This is a genomic window from Prevotella nigrescens (assembly GCF_031191185.1).
Lineage (GTDB): Bacteria > Bacteroidota > Bacteroidia > Bacteroidales > Bacteroidaceae > Prevotella > Prevotella nigrescens.
The window spans coordinates 655570-674234 of sequence record NZ_CP133465.1 but is presented as its reverse complement, the minus strand read 5'-3'; the positions used below and the strand labels follow the sequence as shown (position 1 = coordinate 674234).

The window sequence follows — 18665 nt, the reverse complement described above, 5'->3', positions numbered from 1 at the left end:
AGTAAAGAAGATAACAGCATTTTAATTTATCTATTTGGCACTATTGCGTTTAATAAACACTATTTTTAGCGTCTATTCTATCAATATTGAAGAAATAGATGAATAATTGCATGCTTAATTCTAATGCTGAAAGCTTAGAAATAATACTTATTGGCAACATAAAAGACATAAAAGCAACTGTTGTCAATAAGACTAAATGACTGTTTTCCCACCTCTTTTTTCGATATAATCTATCAGTTCGCTGAAGAGAAAGTTTTGGCGCAAGGTGGCTTCGTTGCCTGTAAGAATGAGCTGTTTGCGCGCTCGGGTTATGGCAACGTTCAGTTTGCGGTCAATCGGCTTGCCGTCTTCGACGAACGTATTGGCAGTGAGAAATTCCAACTGGAAGCGGTTCTGAATGGTGAACGAATAGATAATGACGTCGCGTTGGCTACCTTGATAGCGTTCTACCGTGTCGATGCTTATCTTGTCGATAGCGGGCAGATGAAGCTGTTCCAACTCTTTTCGTATCATCGCAATCTGGTTTCGGTAGGGCACAATGATGCCAATCGACTTCTGTGCATCGAACGTCGTGTCCATTTGGCGGTACAGACGGCGAACAAGGTCGGCTACGATGCGTGCCTCTTCCGTATTCACTTTCTCGGAAATGTAGGGCTTTCGGCACGATTTAGAAGGAATGAATACCATTCGATGCGCCTTTAAAAAGTCGTCGGTCTTGTCTTCGCTTGGCTCGTTGTAAGGCAGGTTGGGTTCCGTCTGATGCGCCAAAGGCACACATTCCAATTGTTCGCGCTCGTAGAAGTAAGTGTTTGGAAAGGCTGCAATGTCGGGGTGCATACGTCCTTGCTTGCGCAGTGTGCCCACAAAGTCGGTGCGCCCTGCTGCCCGCTCGGTAAGTATGAGGCGTTCGAACAGCGAGTTGGCGCAGTTCGGAAGGTGTATCTCTTCGAGCAAAGGCGAGTCGGCTGCCGATTCGTTGTTGTCTTGTTGCACCACGGCAGGTAGCTGCTTGTGGTCGCCAATCAAGATAAACTTGTCGATAACCTGCTCTCCTTCGTTGTGTGCAGCAAGCAAACCGATGATGTTAGGCTCAAGAATCTGACTCGCTTCATCGATAATGGCAAGCTCGAAATGCTTGATGCTGAAGATTGCCGTGTGGGTTGCGAGGCTCGCTGTTGTACTGACGATGATGCGGGACGCGTCGATGGTTTGCCTGATATGCTCGAGTGTGGGATTTGTTTTTACGGCATTGGTGAGCAGATTGTCGGTAAATCGTGGGTCGCACGAATATTCTTTCGACAGCCTGAGAAACGGAATGTCGTTGTCGGCAAGCATTCCGCATATTTCGTCTACGGCACGGTTGGTGTAGGAAAGCAGCAGAATGTTCTTTCCCTCGTGTTCTCTTACAAGGTATTGCAATGCCATCGAGGTTTTTCCCGTGCCCGGAGGACCGATTAAAAGGAAATAATCAGCAGCCTGCTTGGCGTGCAAAATCATGTCGTCGTAAGTAGGATTGTAACTTCGGGAAAGCTGTATTTCTGCGTTTCGCCGTGGAGGGCGTTGCCCTAAAAGCAGTTCCTTGCGTTCTTTGGTTGCCGTAACGAAGGTGTGTAAACCCTGAATGGCAGTTGTGCAACCAATGTCGCTACCGCTGTGTTCGATGGCAAACTGGTCGCCAACAAGCAAGTCGGGGTTCTGTTGTCCATCGTTCAGGCGCACCACAACCGTGTTGGTATGTATTTCTTGCAGCGTGCCACGAAACAGAAAGGCTTTCCGTATGTCGGGTGTTTCGTTCTTCTTGTATGCGTAAAGATACACCATGTCGCCACGACGGAAGTTAGGAAGGAAGTCATCGCCTTGCTTTGGCACTTCAAAAGTAATGCAATCGTAGCCGCTATGGTTTGTACTGCGTTCCTTTTTCGTAATCGTTAGCGCAGTATATATATTCCCCGACTCTATCTTACTGGTCAGAGGCATATTCCAAAGGTCGGCATTGCTGCTGCCAATTCCTTCTTGATAACCCACTTTCGATATGATTTGCTCTTTCACAACAAAGCGCATCATTCGGCTGAAATATGCTTTTTCCAACGGTGTAAGCGTATGGAGCGGTGCTAAAGTAGCAGTCAGACGAGGCAAAATCCATCTTTGAAAGAAGTCGCCGTTGCTGTGTTCCACTTGTAAAGTATTGGGTGTAAGGTGCGGAATAAGCTTTGCGAAATCGTTGTCGCCTATCCAATATTCGGTAGCAACCACCTGATTGCGGAACTTAATGGCTTCCATCATCAGCGATTGCAGCGATTCTACTTCTAAAAGACCATCGGGCAGCGGGTATTTGGAGTAGAGCAAATGAATGTTTGTGGTGCGTGCGCTTCTGTTAAAGTTGTATTGCAGTATGCCGAAATAGAGCAAAACCTGCACGTAATGCTTCTCCAAGTATCTTGAGCCATGGTTGTTGAGTCGGTTGTTTGCAATGTAGAAGTTCTTTCCAGACTTCTGTTCCACAAGTAAACGGAAGTCGGTTGTCATTAAATCGACACGCCCTTGAATGCCTAAACTTTCGCAAACGAACGAAGGTTCGAGTATTGCCTTGTCTCTATCGTAGGTTTTGAAAAGCTCATTTACTATGTCTTGAATGTTCTTAGCCTGCTCTCTGCCATCGTTTTTGAACTTTTCAGGGTGGAAATCGGTGCATGTAGCAAAGTCTAAAGCCTTGTTTTGGAAGTTGGACTTTAGCGTTTCGTTGAGGTTATGGTCTGGATTGTTAATGATGTCGTCGAGTGCCGTACCAGCGAAGTTACCCAATAGTATTGCAGCGGAGGTAGTTTTGGCTTGCAAACGGTTTGTAAGGAACGATAAAGGGTGGTGTCCGTAGTCCTCAAAGCAGTTTGCTATCGACGAAATATCGACAAGGAAGTCGGGCTCTACAACAATAATGCGTGGCACAATGCGCTTGCGTGTAACATTGCAATCTAAGAGATTGAGTTGCATTCCCTCGCACAAAATCTTGCGAATGTAGCTCAAATCAATGTGCTCAGGGGTGTTGATATAGTCTATCAGCACCTCTTCTTCACCACATTCTTGGTTCAGTACATTTACTTTTATGTATTTGTCGTCCCACGATTGCACCGTGCAGCGAATGTATTTGTAGTTCGCAATCTGTATATTTGCCGTACGGCGGCCTTCCGTCGGGATTTTTCCGACAAGGAAAGAAGGTATCGGCGTGTTGAAAACGGCAGAGATAAAAAGTGCCAAAGCCCTGCAATCGTAGAGCAAATCGTTGTGCAGAATGGGGGCAACGGAGTTGCTGTGGCGGCGCATCAAGTGGATTGCGACGGTGTCTTGCGGCTTTATATGGTGCTGTTTGCAAAGCGAATCCACTTGTGAAGACAAGTTTCCAAATCCGTGCCGTGTTCCTTTCAGTCCTTCGTGGCAAGCCAGCACAAGCGTTTCGTGCATTAAATGGTTTTGCAAGTCGGGGCGGTTATCGGGAAATTCGATAACTTCCAACACTCGTTCGAATAGTTCTTGAGCCGTTGTAGTGCCTTCTGTCATTGTCCGCCCAATCGTTCAAAGTAGGTAATGACCTCTTCCCACGTTTTAAACTCGTTGCTGCCAAATGGCAATACCGTTCCCATAAAATCCTCGTTGCTATACGTGCTGATGAGGTAATCGCCAAGAAGGAATTGCGGTTGATTGACAAAGAGCGTGCGGTTCCACGCAGGAGCACTGAAAACATCGCTTATCCATGCCTGCATTTCCGTTAAAGCCGCTGGGTTGTTGGTGGGTGCTGGCACAGTGAAATAAACATTGTAGTGGTCGAGTAGAAACTCGTATGCCTTGTGCAACGACGATTTTGGCTTGCCGTAACTGTCGCTCAGCGTTTCCCAATCGATGAATACGGTTTTACGTTCGCGCCCTTCCTGCTTGTCGTCAATCCATCTAATGACAGGCATAATGTAGTGAAATATGGCTTTTTCGATGAGGCGGTGCTCGCCGTGAAAGTAGATTGCTTGCGGGTAATGCTGGTGGAATAGGTCGAAAGTGTGTACAATGGGGTCGGCGTCGCCAAACAATCCGTACACCCTTTCTTGCTCTTCGGGCGTTACGGCAGAGAAGCAACGTTCTGTCATTTCCTTGTATTCCTTTTGCAATGCCTTTGTTACGATAACCTCCTGTACGCCGTCTTTGCGTGGATTTTGGTACACTTGCTTGCCAAGCATGTTGCTTTCGCTTATGGTAGAGCCCATTTGGAAAGCAGGATTCACACAAATGCGGTCTGTACCATACAGCATCTCGGTGTACATACCACCCATTGACGTGCCAATAATGATGTCGGGGCGGTCGTCGGCTTGTATTTTCCGTAGCAATTCCATTGCTTCCTCGGGGTGAATAGGTAGGTCGGGGGCGATGACTGTGCACTGTGGCATATACTCTTGCAGTATTTTGGCAGTGTGTGTAGCCCCTGACGACATAAAGCCGTGCACGTAAACAAGTTTCTTGTTCACCATCAAGTCAGGGAAAGTCTTTCTGTATTGATTTTCCATTTCTGTACGGAATGTTAGATTATCGGCAGGCTGATGCCGTTTATTTTCTGATAAATGTCGAGTGCATATATATCTGTCATACCGCTGATGTAGTCGATTACTGCCATAATACGGTCTTCGAGATGTGGGTTGCGTATATCGTACTGACTTGAGAAACGGCGGATTAGCTGCTTGCTGTGGAACTTTTCCGGTTCGACTGCAGCACTGATGAGTGCTTCCATCAGCGTTTCCATAATCTTATAACCCGATAGTTCCACATCGAGCACGGTCTTGCTGCTGTATATTTTCTCAATGGAAACCTTTGAACAGTGCTTGTAGTTGTTGCGCTGGAGCGTTGGGATATGGTCGATTAGTGAACCTTCAAACGTTCCGTTGAGTATGGCTTCCTCGTTTTCAACAAAGACATTCACGCACGCTGCTTCGAGCAAACCAACGGCACAGGCACGGAAATAGACCACCTGCTCGTTTCTGTCGGTAACTCCTTCTTCTACTATGCGATTGCGAATGCTCTTCTTTGTTTCTTCGTCGAAGAACCCTAACAGCAGTTCGGAAGTATCTTCAAACGACAGAAGTTTAAGTTTGTGCGAATCTTCAATGTCCATTATCTCGTAGCAAATGTCGTCTGCGGCTTCCACTAAATATACCAATGGGTGGCGAGCGTAGGCTGTTCCGTTGTCGGAAACTTGCTTGCTGATAATTCCAAGTTCGTTGGCAATCTTCTTGTATATATCTTCTTCCGATGCAAAAAAGCCGAATTTGCCGTGCTTTCCTGCCAAAGACGATGACAAGGGGTACTTTACGATGCTTGCCAAAGTGGAGTAAGTCATCACAAAACCGCCTTCACGACGTCCTAAAAACCTATGGGTGAGCAAGCGGAAAGCGTTGGCATTTCCCTCGAAATGGGTAATATCGTCCCAAAAACGTGGACTTACTTTATCCTTTAAGTACGCCCCTGCGCCTTCGGTGAAGAAGGCTTGTATGGCTTTCTCTCCGCTATGACCAAACGGCGGATTACCCATGTCGTGGGCATAGCAAGCAGTCTGCACGATTGTGCCGATTTCTTCAAAAAGAGTTCCTTGCAGTTCGGGGTGTTTCTTTATGAGCTTTCGTGCCACGTCGTCGCCCAAAGACTTGCCCAACGATGCCACTTCCAACGAGTGGGTGAGGCGATTATGGACAAAAACACTGCCTGGTAGCGGAAACACTTGTGTCTTGTTCTGCAGCCGTCTGAAAGGTGCTGAATAGATAAGTCTGTCGCTGTCGCGTTTAAACTCCGACCTATCGTCGTGTCGTAAAGCGTGTCGGTCTTCCTGCCCGAGTCGTTTGTTGGAGATAAGATTTTGCCAGTTCATCATAATTATCAAAAAGATTCGCTTACGCAAAAGTACTTAAATTTGGCTAATTTCAGCCTTTTTTAGGGCTTAAAATTCATCTATATGCGTATAATTCATTATTTTTGCACATTATTATAATTATATTATGGTTCAAGTAAAAGTAATAAATAAGGGCATCCAGCCCTTACCAACATATGCAACAACACAGAGTGCAGGCATGGATTTGCGCGCAAATATAGACACTCCCATTACTTTGAAGCCAATGGAACGCCGCCTTATTCCCACAGGCTTGTACATTGCGCTCCCCAAAGGTTACGAAGCGCAAGTGCGTCCACGCAGCGGCTTGGCATTGAAATATGGGATAACGGTGTTGAATACGCCTGGAACAGTAGATGCAGACTATCGTGGCGAGTTGATGGTATTGCTGATTAACTTCTCTGCCGAAGACTTTATTATCAACGCTGGCGAACGTATTGCACAGATGGTGATAGCCCGTCATGAGCAAGCAGCGTTTGTTGAAGTAGATATTCTCGACGAAACGGAACGCGGTGCAGGTGGCTATGGACATACGGGAGTAAAGTAAGAACAGTCTAATTGATACAGGAGGGATAATAGATTGATATTTTCTTTTAAACAATTCATAGTAAAAACAACGCTCGTAGCAGTGCTTGCTGCAATGGGCTTGCAGGCAAAAGCACAGACGAATAGCCAGACAACACGCTACAACTATTTCTTTTTGGAAGCTATTCGGCAACAAGAAATGGGCAACTTAGCTGCAGCATTCGACTTGTTGCGCCACGCCCGCGACATCAATCCGAATGCTCCTGAGGTGTATTATGAACTTGCAGGATACTATGTTGAAATGCAAAACAACAAGGCAGCACGCTATAATTTCGAGAGAGCGGCTGAACTTGCGCCCAATAATTCCACGTATTTAGAGAAATTAGGACAGTTCTATATCACTCAGAATGATTACGAACAGGCGTTGGCTGCATACGAAAAACTCTATGCAAACAACAAAACTCGCGAGGACGTTCTGCAGATCCTCTATCAGCTTTATGGTTCGCAGAACGACTATAAGAAGATGATAGAGGTAACAGAACGTATGGAAACGCTTTTGGGAAGCAGCGAACAGCTGTCTCTGACAAAGATGCAAATCTTCGAACAGATGGGAGATAAGCGGAAAGCACAGGCGGAACTGATGCGCCTTGTGCAGAAAAATCCATTGGATTTGAACTATCGTGTAATGCTGGGCAATTGGCTTTTCCAGAACAATAAAAAGAAAGAAGCTTATAAGGAATACCAAACTGTGCTGAAAGAAGACCCCGACAACGCTGCCGCACAGCTGTCCCTGCTTGATTATTATCGCGATGCAAAGAACGAAAAAGTGGTAGACGAACTCACGCAGAAGCTATTGGAGTCGAAGAAAACCGAGAAGGAAACCAAGATGGCACTGCTCCGTCAGGTTATTATGGACAATCAAAACAGCAGCGCCAAGGACAGTCTTGAAGTAATAAAACTATTCAATCGTGTTCTTTCGTATCCACAAGAAGATGCTGATATTGTGCTTATGAAAGCAGCTTATCTTAACTTAAAGCATGCGCCAGAAGACAGTATAAACAAGGTTTACGAGCAAGCCATCGCCATAGAACCCGACAATTCGCGTGCTCGCATAGCCCTGATACAAAACATTTGGGACACAGGACAGTACGACAAGGTCATTGCCATTGCACGTCCTGCCCACGAATACAACCCCGAAGAGATGGCTTTCTACTATTTCGAGGGCTTTGCGCAATACATGAAGAAGGAAAACGATGCCGCATTGCAAACCTTCAAGAAAGGCGTAGCGCAGATAAAACCGGACAGCGACCCAAATATCGTATCAGACTTTTACGCTATCATGGGCGACATTCTGCACGAAAAGGGACTCGAAAAGGACGCTTTCGCGGCTTACGACAGCTGTTTGCACTGGCGTCCGGAGAACCTTGCAGCGCTGAACAACTATGCTTACTACTTAAGTTTGACGAAGAGCGACCTTAAAAAGGCGGAGCAGATGAGCTACAAAACGATAAAGAAAGAGCCGGCAAACCCTACTTTCCTCGACACTTATGCTTGGATTCTCTTCCTGCAAGAGCGATACGAGGAAGCCAATATCTATATAGACCAAGCCATAAAGAACGATACCACCCCCAGCGGCGTATTGTTCGAGCATGCCGGCGACATATATTACCATGTCGGAAAGAAGAAAGAGGCATCAGAAGCCTGGCAAAAGGCTGTGGAATTGGGCGATAAAAGTGCCACGCTAAAAAGGAAAATAGAACTTCAGAAATACATACCAGAATGAAAATAAAGAATGTATATATAGCCGTGTTCACCATTTTGTTTTTAACGAACTGCGGCACTCATAGGTCGGTTGTAAAGCCTTCATACCCCCAAGGCGCTGCTTCAACCACATCATCAGCCTCTCTTAAACAGCAACAAATGCAGTTTATGCAAAAGGTTTCCGATGGTGCGCTCTATCAGAAAAATCTTGTTTCCGACTTAACATTTACGGTAAACACGGGTAAGAAAGATATTACTGTACCCGGTATCTTGCGCATGCGTAAAGACGAAGTAATTCGTTTGCAACTTCTTGTTCCTATTATTCGCAGTGAAGTTGGACGCATTGAATTTACAAAAGACTACGTATTGTTTCTTGATAGAATACATAAACAATATGTGAAAGCTAAATATACCGATGTCGCTTTCCTGAAAAACAATGGTATAAACTTCTATTCTCTTCAATCTTTATTTTGGAATCAACTCTTTATTCCTGGTCAGCAACGCGTTGGAGAGCGTAATTTAGCACAATTCAATGTCGATTTTAATGCACCACAGACAGCGTCTCAAAAGGGCGTTTCTATTACCTTGAATGGGGGAAAGATAAACTATAAATGGATAGCAGAGCCAGCAACAAGTTTTATTCGTGAAGCCGAAGCCAAGTATAGTAGTGCTGAGCATGGTGTTTCAACATTGAATTGGGACTACGAAGACTTCAAGAAGTTTGGTTCAAAGATGTTCCCTTACTATCATAAAGTAACGATAAAGACACCCCTGGCAAGAGGTCAAAAGGTTGTTACTGCTACCTTCGAATTTGACAAACTCGGCGATAATGCCGATTGGGAGAGCTTTACAACGCCATCGCCGAAGTATGAACAGGTGAGCGTGGAAGATATTTTGGGTAAATTAATGCAACTTTAAATGAAGCGGATATTATTTATATTATTAATACTGAATACTTGTTTTCTAAGTTCGTATGCGCAGAAACATAGAAAGAAAACAGCTAAAAAGGAAAATACAGAGCAGCAAATAAAACAGAATAAGGCTACAAAGAAAGAGCCTGCCAAGCTTGTTTCTGCAAGGAAACAAGCCGATAAGCATTTGGACAACAAGCAGCAAGTTGCAACCAAACATGGAAAAAAACAACTGGTAGACAAGCAGCAGCCCACACAAACACCTACCAGACAGCAACAAAAGGCTAAGGCAGGAATGGCGCATAAAAAGGGTATGGCATTGCCACAAAAGCGTTCTCAGAAAGGCAAAAAGCAGCAAATAAAATATGTTACAACCGAAGAAATAAAGGGTTTGCAACAAAAAAACAAGCAAATACAAAAGGAAATAACCGAGAACGAACACGAACTTAAGGCAAAGCAGAAAGATGTGGACGACCGCCTTCAGAAGATTTTAACGCTCGATACAGAGATTGGACACCAGCAAAAAACAATTAATACCATTTCAACAGACATAAAACATCTTGATGGAAATATCGGTATCTTAAAGGGACAGCTACGCTCTCTCGAAACGCAACTGGGAGAACGACGCTCCCGGTTCATTCGTTCTATGCGCTATATGGCACGCCACCGCAGCATTCAGGACAAGATTATGTTTATTTTCTCCGCCAAAACGCTCACGCAAATGTATCGCCGTCTTCGTTTCGTAAGGGAGTATGCAGCTTACCAAAGAGCACAGGGCGAACTCTTAAAGCAGAAGCAGGCGCAGGTAGACAACAAGCACAACCAATTGGAACATGTGCGTGGACATAAGAGTAACCTCCTTGTGAAAGGGCGCCAAGTTCACATTCAGATGGAGAACAAGAAGGTGGAACAGCAGAAAGTGGTGGCTTCTTTGCAGAACGACCAAAAGGTTTTGCAGTCGGTTATATCCGACAGACAGAAGAAACAGCAAGCCATTAATGCACAGATAGACCGACTGATTGCCATCGAAATAAGGAAAGCGCGTGAGCGTGCAATGGAAGAAGCGCGTGCACAAGCCGCTGCTCGTGCTGCAGCAGCCAAGCAACGAGCCGAAGAATTAGCCCGTAAGCGAGAGGCAGCACGGCGTGCTGCTGAAGAAAATGCACGCCGGATAGCCGAAGCCAAGGCACGCGAAGCCAAGGCAAAAGCTGAAGCTGCCGCTAAAGCAGCACAGTTAGAACGTGAGCGTAGAGCAGCTCAAGAGCGAGCCGAACAGGCACGTAGGGAGGCAGAAGCTGCACGGCGTGCAGCCGAGGCTGAGGCTTCGGCAAAGAAAGCACGCGAGTTGAAGCGTGCCGAAGAGCGTGCTGCAGCAGCCAAACGTGCCGAAGACCAGGCACGAGCAAGGGAGAATATGGAGCGCGAACGTGCCAACCAGCAAGCTCGCGAAGCCGAAGCCAACCGTATGGCTGCCGAACGCAAGGCTGTTGCCGATAGGGAACGTGCTGCTCGCGAGCAGGCTGCAGCCAGCAAAGCGAACGACAACAGTTCTCTCCTTTCGTCTGCCGACCGTGCCATGACGGGCAGTTTTGCCAACAATAAGGGTAGGTTGCCGCGCCCGGTATCGGGACCAATCGTGAAGCGTTTCGGTACTTACAACGTGGCAGGACTGTCGCATGTCAAGCTAAGCAGCAATGGAATTGCCATCAAGGCTTCACCGGGTACTCCCGTTCGCAGTGTCTTTAAAGGCGAAGTAACCAGTGTTTCGCACGTAGGTGGTTCCACCCTTGTAATGGTGCGCCATGGTGCTTACATCTCCGTTTACCTGAACTTGGGCAGCGTTAGTGTCAGCAGAGGTCAGCAAGTTGGTACAGGGCAGACGCTCGGAACAGTAGACTCGGGCGGCATATTCCAGTTCCAACTTCACAAAGAGACTCAAAAGCTGAATCCGGAACAGTGGCTCCGATAAGCTACACCTTATATATTATATATAGAAACCATAAAGCCAGACAGCCAAAATTGCTGTCTGGCTTTTTTGTAAGTCCTGCCATATCGGTTCTGAATACCAAAATGGTAACCTGAAAAGATGCTTTTTTTGATGATAAATGGATAATTGATGAATTTATTTTATTGAATTTCACATTTTTTTTGTATCTTTGTAGGAAACTAAAATCCTTAATGATAAAATAAAGTATAACCATCAAATAAGAATAAGCTATGGAATGTTTAAAAAAAATTAAAGACCTTTTGCAGAATCCTTTATGGAAAAAAGGCGAACATTATGTTGGTTTGGGAAATCCAAATGCAGAGATATTGATTGTCGGAAAAGAATGCGCTGTTGATGAAAATAGCGATTCATACAAGTGCGAATATTCGCAGAACTACAACTTATGGAAGAACAGAGATTGGTCAATTAAAGTTGAAGATGTTAAGAATTGGATAGATAATCCTATCTTGGATTGGAAAATATTTGACCCTCTTGCGCCTTATAGCGGACAACGTTTTGCAATTGAAAGAAGAAATAAAGACGGAGAAGTTATCTCAGGAAAGGGTGGAACATCTGCTACGTGGTATAAATATCAGAAACTAATCAATTTTATTAGAGAGCGTGGAAAACTTGACAGCCCAGTAAATACCACTCACATAGATTTCTATAAAGATTGTTTTATAACAGAATTGAATGAGTTGTGTAGACTTAATAATCATCGCTTATCAGCCGAAGAACGAAGAAAAATAGAAGAAAATATTAGAAATCGTTTTGACTTAATGATTGCTACAAATTCATTTTGGTCTCATTTTAAAACCGTTATTCTTGCTTGTGGCCCTTATGCAGATGCTTTGAGAGCTGACCCAAAGCTGACTCGAGCTATATTTGGGTGTGCAAAAGTTATCTCAAGCGTGAATGGTAAGAAGATTCCTCAATTGTCTTTTGCTATTAGCAATGATTTGCTAAGGGAGATAGCAAAGCAGGTATAAAACTTTTGTTATCTGATAAAAGTAAATTGAAAGTTCTTCTCTCCTTCTGTTTTTCTCCTATATGGGCATTTCGATAGTGTTGGGATTTACCTCTTAATTCTCAATTGTAGCTGTTATTAAATCTCGGTTCAGTAGAAACTTAGTGAGGGAGTGAATAGTCTTTTTCTTGCTTAAGGCAGATGCAGAAAGTGTTTTGCTTTTGTAAAGATAATTCTTTTAAAAAGTGATAACTGTACTTTAATGTTGCGAAAGTGTCTGTTTTGCAACACAAAAGAGTCTGTTTCGGAGAACGAAACAGACTCTTTAGAATATAAAATAAGGAGTTTTACTATACCTTGATAATAAGACAGTTATGCAATATATATACGAATAAAAAATGTTTACACATTTTACACATCTATCATACCATCTTTTCGTATTGCATTGCAGCGTTTATCGCTTTATTTTTCCAAAGGTTTTAATGCTGGTGTACTTACGCCAGAGATTCAGTTTGCGCTGTCGTGGCACACCGTTGTGCGCTATGAAATCGCGTGCAGCGTCTAACATGCGGTGTGCACACAGTCCATCGAGGTACGGGTCGTAGTTGTTTATCACCCATTTGCGCAGGGCGGCAATCTCTTTATTCGTAAATATATCGTCGTAAGCGTCGCACAGTTGCGAAGCATCGGTGATGTTTTTCCAATACAAATCTTTCGATATGGCATTGAGCGTTATAACTGGTTTATCCATCAAGAGTGCCTCGTAGATTGCCGAAGAGGTGTCGCTCACCACCACATCAGCCATCAAAAGATATTTTGTAAGGGCAAATTCGCCTACCATTATAATATTTTTGTGGCTGTCGGCAAGTGCTCGGCAGGCTTCCACCCATTCTGTTTTGGTCAGTGGGTGCAGCTTTATGATAATCAGAACAGGGCGTGTATCGGCAAGCTTGCGCAGGTCGTCGAGGATAAACGGAATGGAAGTCAGCTTGGGAGAGAATGTTGGTGCGTAGACCACAATGCGTTCGCAAGCGTGCTCTTGCAGCAGTTCTGTTCGCTCGTTGTCGAAGTCGTGGCGATGCGCAAAGATGTAGTCTTGGCGCGTCCAGCCTGTTTCCACCACCGAGAAGTCGCCATATTTCTTTGCCAAAGCCTTGAAATGACTTGTAAAGTAAGGTCCTTGCGTGCAATAAATATCGAAGTAACGGCGTATCACCCAGTGGTCTTTCTTCTCCGCAGCATAGCCGTGGAATATCTGAATTTTCACCCCCGGCAGGTAATAAGGTACGATGTTGCCCGGCACATAAATGGCTTCCGGACTGAAATCGAAACTTTCCTGTATGCTGTTAGTCCATTTCACACAGTCTTTTAACGGAAATTCGGGTATCTTTTCTTGGTGTACATACCACAGCACATCGTTGTTGCCCTCTTTGTCTGCTTCGGTTTGGATAGGCTGTAGAATATCTACGGCATATTTGTTCTCACAAAATAGTAAAATGCGCATTATACTTTTGTTTTTATGCAAAGATAGTTTAATTAGCCGACAAAGCGAAAAAAAAACAGTAACTTTGCACACATTATATAATAATAACGCAGTTATGAGTATGCTTAATTTCACTATAGGACCCGTAATGTCGGCTGACAAAGTAAGAGAAATAGGTGCAGAACAAGTGCCTTACTTCCGTACTTCAGAGTTCTCTGCAACGATGTTAGAGAACGAAATACTAATGAAAAGGTTTGCAAAAGCCGACGACGATGCTCGTGTGGTATTCATAACAGGTTCGGGTACGGCTTCTATGGAGGCGTCTGTAATGAACCTCCTCACCACTGAAGACAAGGCATTGGTGGTAAACGGTGGTAGTTTCGGACAACGGTTTGTGGACTTGTGCGAACTGTATGCCATTCCACACACTGTAATAAAGATGAAAACAGGGCAGCAAATCACTGCCGAGATGCTCGAACAGTACGATGGTCAGGGCTACACAGCCTTTCTTGTGAATGTTGGCGAGACCTCTACGGGCGTGCATTACGACATTGATTTAATCAGCAAATTCTGCCGTCGCAACCATCTTTTCCTGCTTGTCGATGCCATAAGTTCGTTTCTTGCCGACGAGTTTGACATGAAACAATTGGGTGCCGACGTTATGATTACAGGCTCGCAGAAAGCCTTAGCCTGTCCTCCGGGTATCTCTGTCATCGTACTTTCGCCACGAGCTATCGAGCGTGTAGAGCGCAACGACGTGCGCTGCATGTACTTAAACCTGAAAGATGCACTGCGTAATGGCGAACGCGGACAGACTCCTTTCACCCCGGCTGTGGGTATATTGCGACAAATTAACTACCGATTGAAAGAGATAAAACGCAATGGCGGTGTTGCAGCCGAAATAGAACGGACACGCAATTTGGCTATGGACTTCCGCCAGAAAATAGCCCATCTGCCCTTGGAACCTATCACAAAATCGCCTTCAAATGCCGTAACATCGTTGCACCCGCTGAACAATTCGGCGTTCAGTATATTTGAAACGTTGAAAGACGAGTACGGTATTTGGATTTGTCCGAATGGTGGCGATATGCGCGATACCATCTTCCGAGTAGGTCATATTGGTGCACTGACACCCGAAAACAACTCTACTCTCGTGGCAGCCTTCGATGAATTACATAAAATTGGCAAACTTTAAACAGCTATGAAGAAGGTTATTACCTATGGAACTTACGACTTATTGCACAAAGGACACGTACGTTTATTGGAACGGGCAAAGGCTTTGGGCGACTACTTGATAGTGGGTGTAACAGCCGATACCTTCGACCGTGAACGCGGAAAGATAAACGTTCAGCAATCGTTGGTGGAGCGAATAGAAAACGTTAAGTCCACTGGCTTGGCTGACGAAATAGTGATTGAGGAATACGAAGGGCAGAAAATAGACGACATCAAGCGTATGAACGTCGATATTTTCACCGTAGGTTCAGACTGGCGGGGCAAGTTCGACTACCTATCAGAGTATTGTAAGGTAGTCTATCTCGAGCGAACGAAAGGCATTTCCAGTACAGAACTGCGCTCAGACCTACGCGAAATACGCATCGGACTGGTGGGAGAGTCGTCTATTATAACCAAGTTTGCACGCGAAAGCAAGTATGTCAATGGCATAAACATTAGTGGCGTGTACACCGAAAACGACCAAAAGTTAGGCAATTTGCGCGAAATAGTACCCTTTTTTGCCGACAATTACGCCGCGTTACTCGAAGTTTCAGATGCCGTTTACATTATTTCGCACCCCGAAAAACATTATACACACATCAAAGAAGCCCTATTACACGGGAAGCACGTGCTATGCGAGTCGCCCATTTCACTCAACAACGAGGGGTGGAAAGAGCTCAACAGCATTGCAGACGAGCAGGGATTAATCTTGATGGACTCTATAAAAACGGCTTATTCCATGGCATACGACCGCCTTTGCCTGCTTGCAAAGAGCGGAAAAATAGGCAAGATATATTCCATCGATGCCACTTGCACGAGCCTTTCGCACTACGATACCGAGAATAAAGAGGCACTACGATACACTTGGAACAGTTTTTGTGCATGGGCACCTACGGCACTTCTGCCCATCTTGCAGCTGTTAGGAACCGACTATACCGACAAAACCATCTGCACGCACCTTATCGACGATGCGCCAAACTTCGATACTTTCACCAAAATATCGTTCATTTATCCCCACGCAGTGGCATCGTTGAAGGTCGGACAAGGCATAAAATCGGAAGGCGAACTCGTTATTTCGGGCACAGAAGGCTACATCTACGTGCCTGCTCCGTGGTGGAAAACCGACTATTTCGAGGTGCGACGGGAAAATCAAAGCGACAACAAACGCTACTTCTACCAGCTCGATGGCGAGGGCATTCGCTACGAACTGCTCACCTTCATCAAGTCTATTCAGAGCCAGCGCAACCTTTCTTACGTCAGCAAAGACGTGTCGGAAGCCATCGCCAACATTACTGCCGACTTCTATCAACGCAAAGATACGGTGCTGATATAACGCTCGTTGGTTGTAAAACGATAGGCGAAAGATGCACAACAAAAGCGTAAATGTTTTTCATAAGTACACTTATTATGTAACTGCTTTGTTATCAGCGTGTTGTAAAACCTATTGTTTTACACGGTAAAAGCGGTTGTTTTGCGTTCCGATTGTCATACTGTTGCCAATGAGTTACTGTGCTGATGAGAAAGCATTAAACTCGGATTAAAATTGTTTAAACACAAAATGGTCGCTGAGTTCTTTCTGGTTAGAAACAGAGAGAAGGCTCAACGACCTGTTGTAACAAGTTTATATGTAAGTAGGTAATTTATTTATGATACCTACTTGTTGATTACTTAACGAACTTCACAGCCTGGTTGTCGATGCTTAAAATGTACATTCCGGGAGCGAAGTTGCTAAGGTCGATAGTTGTTTGCATTTGTTTTGCAGTATAACTATCAGCACATGTTCCTGCAGCATTGAATATGTTCAGAGTCTTTCCTACGAGTTCTGCCGGCATCTCAACGGTGAGTCTGTTGCCGTTAACCTGTGCCTTGAGCAGCTTCTGTGTAGTGGTAGCATTACTAATGTTGTCGGGTGTGCCAACAGCTTCGTAGATTATTTCCGACTCTTCGGTAGTTTCACTGACAGGTGCGTGCTTGAAATACTTCTCCATTGGCAGTTCCTTGAAGAGCGTGCAGTTGAGCGGACCTTGGAGTGCCCATTCTGCTTCGGTTGCTTCGAGTGGCATAAATGTTTCAGAAGCGAGCTTTTCCTTGTCGTATTTAAACTCTTTGCTAAAGCCATTGCTGCTTGAATGTATGTCTATATCGCCATCATCATCGTAGTGCCACGTCCATGTTAATGTTTGCTGCGATGTGTAATTGGGACCAGGGACTTTCTTGATAGAGATGCGGCGACCTTTCTCGTCGTACGTAAATTCTTCTTTCCATACCAATTCGTTGTTGTCAGGGTATATCTGACTGACGCAGCTGACAAGTCCGGCATCGTTGTATTCTACCTTACATACGCGTCCTACCTTCTCTTCTATCTTGTCAGTAGGATAATCAAACTGGCGAATATCTACGTGGTCGAGGCGCATTTTGTCGTTGTAGACAAAATCCATTATAACGTCTTCGGTCAATGTTATTTCGTCTGGTTCCGTAGTGTGGTGTGTAGCACGGGTGTATTCGGTTACGTATCCGTACTCGTTGCGCTTGAAGGTATGTCTTGACGACACGATTGGAACGTTGTTATTGGTTTTTAAGGCTACTTCTTCTTTCTGAATCATGTAGCCTTGCTGGTCGTAGGTGTAGTTGTAGGCATAGATAGCCGGACCTTCACCTTTCTTGTATTCTTCCTTGACAAGACAGCCCTGCTTGTCGTAGGTGTACTTTGTAATTTGTTCGTCTTCTGTGTCTTTCCATTCTACAACTTGTGCCATGCGATATTTGTAAATGGCAGGGTCTGCTTTGAAATAGTTAGGCGCCATTTTTATTTGCGCAGTACTTACTTGAGCTGTGGCAAGCATCAGGGCTGCCACTGTTAAACGTAATAGTTTCTTCATTGTTTGTTTTTAATAATTGTTACTGATAAATTTGTAATAAAGCACGACACACTGCAACACAAGAGATACTGGTGAGTATCTCTGTGTATGTAGTATTGCAGAGAAGTGTACACTTCTCAGTGCCTTTTTTATGTTATAGATTAATTCTTCTTTATAAACTTATAGTTGAAGCTTACTTCTTTCTTTCTTCCGGTAGCGTCTTTCAGGCTCGTAAACTGAATGATTGCGTAACTGCCGTCCTTAAACCGTACTAAGAATACAGGTGCCTTCTTTGGGTTCGACTTCGACATTGTGAGCGCATATTCGCCCATAGTCCCCTTTACTTTATGCATCCAGTAGTAGAGTCCCATGTTTACGTAGTTCTTCATATAGCCCATTACGACTGGTTTCTTCATCATTCCTTTCATGTCGTAGATAAGATAAGCCTTTATGTCGCTCACCCATTTTACGTTGGTTGGTAACGATTTAATGGTTTCTATATCTGTAGTATCGGTCATGCAACCTTCACCATTGTTGGTCCTAACATCATAGATGTGGAAGGCTAAATGCCATTTTGCAGGTGCATTGGAGGGTCTTTCCTCTACAGTCTTGGTTATATTGTACTTTCCGAATTGGTCTTTCTGCTTACCGTCCTCAGAGTATGTCCGCCACTCTTGTCCGCTGACATCTTCTTTCATAACGGTTTCGCCTGTCTCTAAGTTTACGTACACCCACTTGTCGTAGTCTTCAAGCGTCTTCTCTTGTGTTATGAACGAAAGCTTTTTGATAGGAGCATTTTGTGGTTGGTCAGGTTTAGACTTAGGACCGTCTTCGTTTTTTGAACACGATACACACAGCAACCCAGCGAGGCATGTCAATGCCATCAGTGATTTAAGTTTCATAAATAATAGTGTTTAAATATCTAATTAGTTGTAACGAGTGCAAAAGTACGTATTTACAGATGGCTGTGCAATACCTCGTATTTAGTATTTTCAATAGTGCAAGTTAGGTATAGTGTAGGGTTTAGGTGTCTGGCAGTGTGGAATA

At 44.6% G+C, this 18665-nt stretch carries 13 protein-coding genes; 7 read left to right on the top strand and 6 right to left on the bottom strand.

All coding sequences use genetic code 11. The features are described 5' to 3' along the window. Window positions 1-192: 192 nt before the first annotated feature. From RDV52_RS04895 to dgt, 3 genes are read right to left on the bottom strand one after another with little or no spacing between them, the layout of a single operon-like run. Complete coding sequence (locus RDV52_RS04895) at window positions 193-3552, bottom strand: DEAD/DEAH box helicase (RefSeq protein ID WP_004366733.1); 3360 nt, start codon at window positions 3550-3552, stop codon at window positions 193-195. After that, window positions 3549-4544: a YqiA/YcfP family alpha/beta fold hydrolase gene (locus tag RDV52_RS04890; RefSeq protein ID WP_004366734.1), complete on the bottom strand. Its 996-nt coding sequence runs from the start codon at window positions 4542-4544 to the stop codon at window positions 3549-3551. The genes RDV52_RS04895 and RDV52_RS04890 overlap by 4 nt, the downstream gene beginning before the upstream one ends. Window positions 4545-4558: 14 nt before the next feature. Next, a complete protein-coding gene (dgt, locus tag RDV52_RS04885; RefSeq protein WP_040557050.1) occupies window positions 4559-5896 on the bottom strand; it encodes a dGTP triphosphohydrolase in 1338 nt (445 codons plus the stop codon). 127 nt (window positions 5897-6023) lie between these two features. On the opposite strand from dgt, the gene dut reads away from it, so the two are divergent. The 5 genes from dut to RDV52_RS04860 all read left to right on the top strand — a co-directional run bounded on the left by dut (window position 6024) and on the right by RDV52_RS04860 (window position 12087). Next, window positions 6024-6461, top strand: coding sequence for a dUTP diphosphatase (gene dut / locus RDV52_RS04880; RefSeq protein WP_004366736.1), 438 nt, complete (start codon window positions 6024-6026; stop codon window positions 6459-6461). A gap of 93 nt (window positions 6462-6554) precedes the next feature. After that, window positions 6555-8222, top strand: coding sequence for a tetratricopeptide repeat protein (locus RDV52_RS04875; RefSeq protein WP_050793650.1), 1668 nt, complete (start codon window positions 6555-6557; stop codon window positions 8220-8222). Beyond that, window positions 8219-9118 carry a DUF4292 domain-containing protein gene (locus RDV52_RS04870; RefSeq protein ID WP_004366740.1) on the top strand — a complete coding sequence of 300 codons (900 nt, stop codon included), beginning with the start codon at window positions 8219-8221 and terminating at the stop codon, window positions 9116-9118. The genes RDV52_RS04875 and RDV52_RS04870 overlap by 4 nt, the downstream gene beginning before the upstream one ends. Continuing rightward, window positions 9119-11080, top strand: coding sequence for a murein hydrolase activator EnvC family protein (locus RDV52_RS04865; protein ID WP_004366742.1), 1962 nt, complete (start codon window positions 9119-9121; stop codon window positions 11078-11080). 248 nt (window positions 11081-11328) lie between these two features. Beyond that, window positions 11329-12087, top strand: coding sequence for a hypothetical protein (locus RDV52_RS04860; protein ID WP_115098572.1), 759 nt, complete (start codon window positions 11329-11331; stop codon window positions 12085-12087). 432 nt (window positions 12088-12519) lie between these two features. Here RDV52_RS04860 and RDV52_RS04855 read toward each other — a convergent pair whose 3' ends face one another. Then, window positions 12520-13569 carry a CDP-glycerol glycerophosphotransferase family protein gene (locus RDV52_RS04855; protein ID WP_004366747.1) on the bottom strand — a complete coding sequence of 350 codons (1050 nt, stop codon included), beginning with the start codon at window positions 13567-13569 and terminating at the stop codon, window positions 12520-12522. A gap of 94 nt (window positions 13570-13663) precedes the next feature. Here RDV52_RS04855 and RDV52_RS04850 point away from each other — a divergent pair, with 94 nt between their 5' ends. Together RDV52_RS04850 and RDV52_RS04845 are read left to right on the top strand one after the other, a co-directional pair. Beyond that, window positions 13664-14743: a pyridoxal-phosphate-dependent aminotransferase family protein gene (locus RDV52_RS04850; RefSeq protein ID WP_172606451.1), complete on the top strand. Its 1080-nt coding sequence runs from the start codon at window positions 13664-13666 to the stop codon at window positions 14741-14743. 6 nt (window positions 14744-14749) lie between these two features. Then, window positions 14750-16093, top strand: a complete 1344-nt coding sequence (locus RDV52_RS04845) for a Gfo/Idh/MocA family oxidoreductase (protein ID WP_004366750.1) — start codon at window positions 14750-14752, stop codon at window positions 16091-16093. Window positions 16094-16424: 331 nt separating this feature from the next. On the opposite strand, the gene RDV52_RS04840 is transcribed toward RDV52_RS04845, so the two are convergent. Next, window positions 16425-17639 (bottom strand): T9SS type A sorting domain-containing protein, encoded by a 1215-nt coding sequence (locus RDV52_RS04840; protein ID WP_004362303.1) that lies wholly within the window; start codon window positions 17637-17639, stop codon window positions 16425-16427. 140 nt (window positions 17640-17779) lie between these two features. Next, window positions 17780-18520, bottom strand: a complete 741-nt coding sequence (locus RDV52_RS04835) for an HmuY family protein (RefSeq protein WP_004362304.1) — start codon at window positions 18518-18520, stop codon at window positions 17780-17782. Between the last annotated feature and the right edge of the window lie 145 nt (window positions 18521-18665).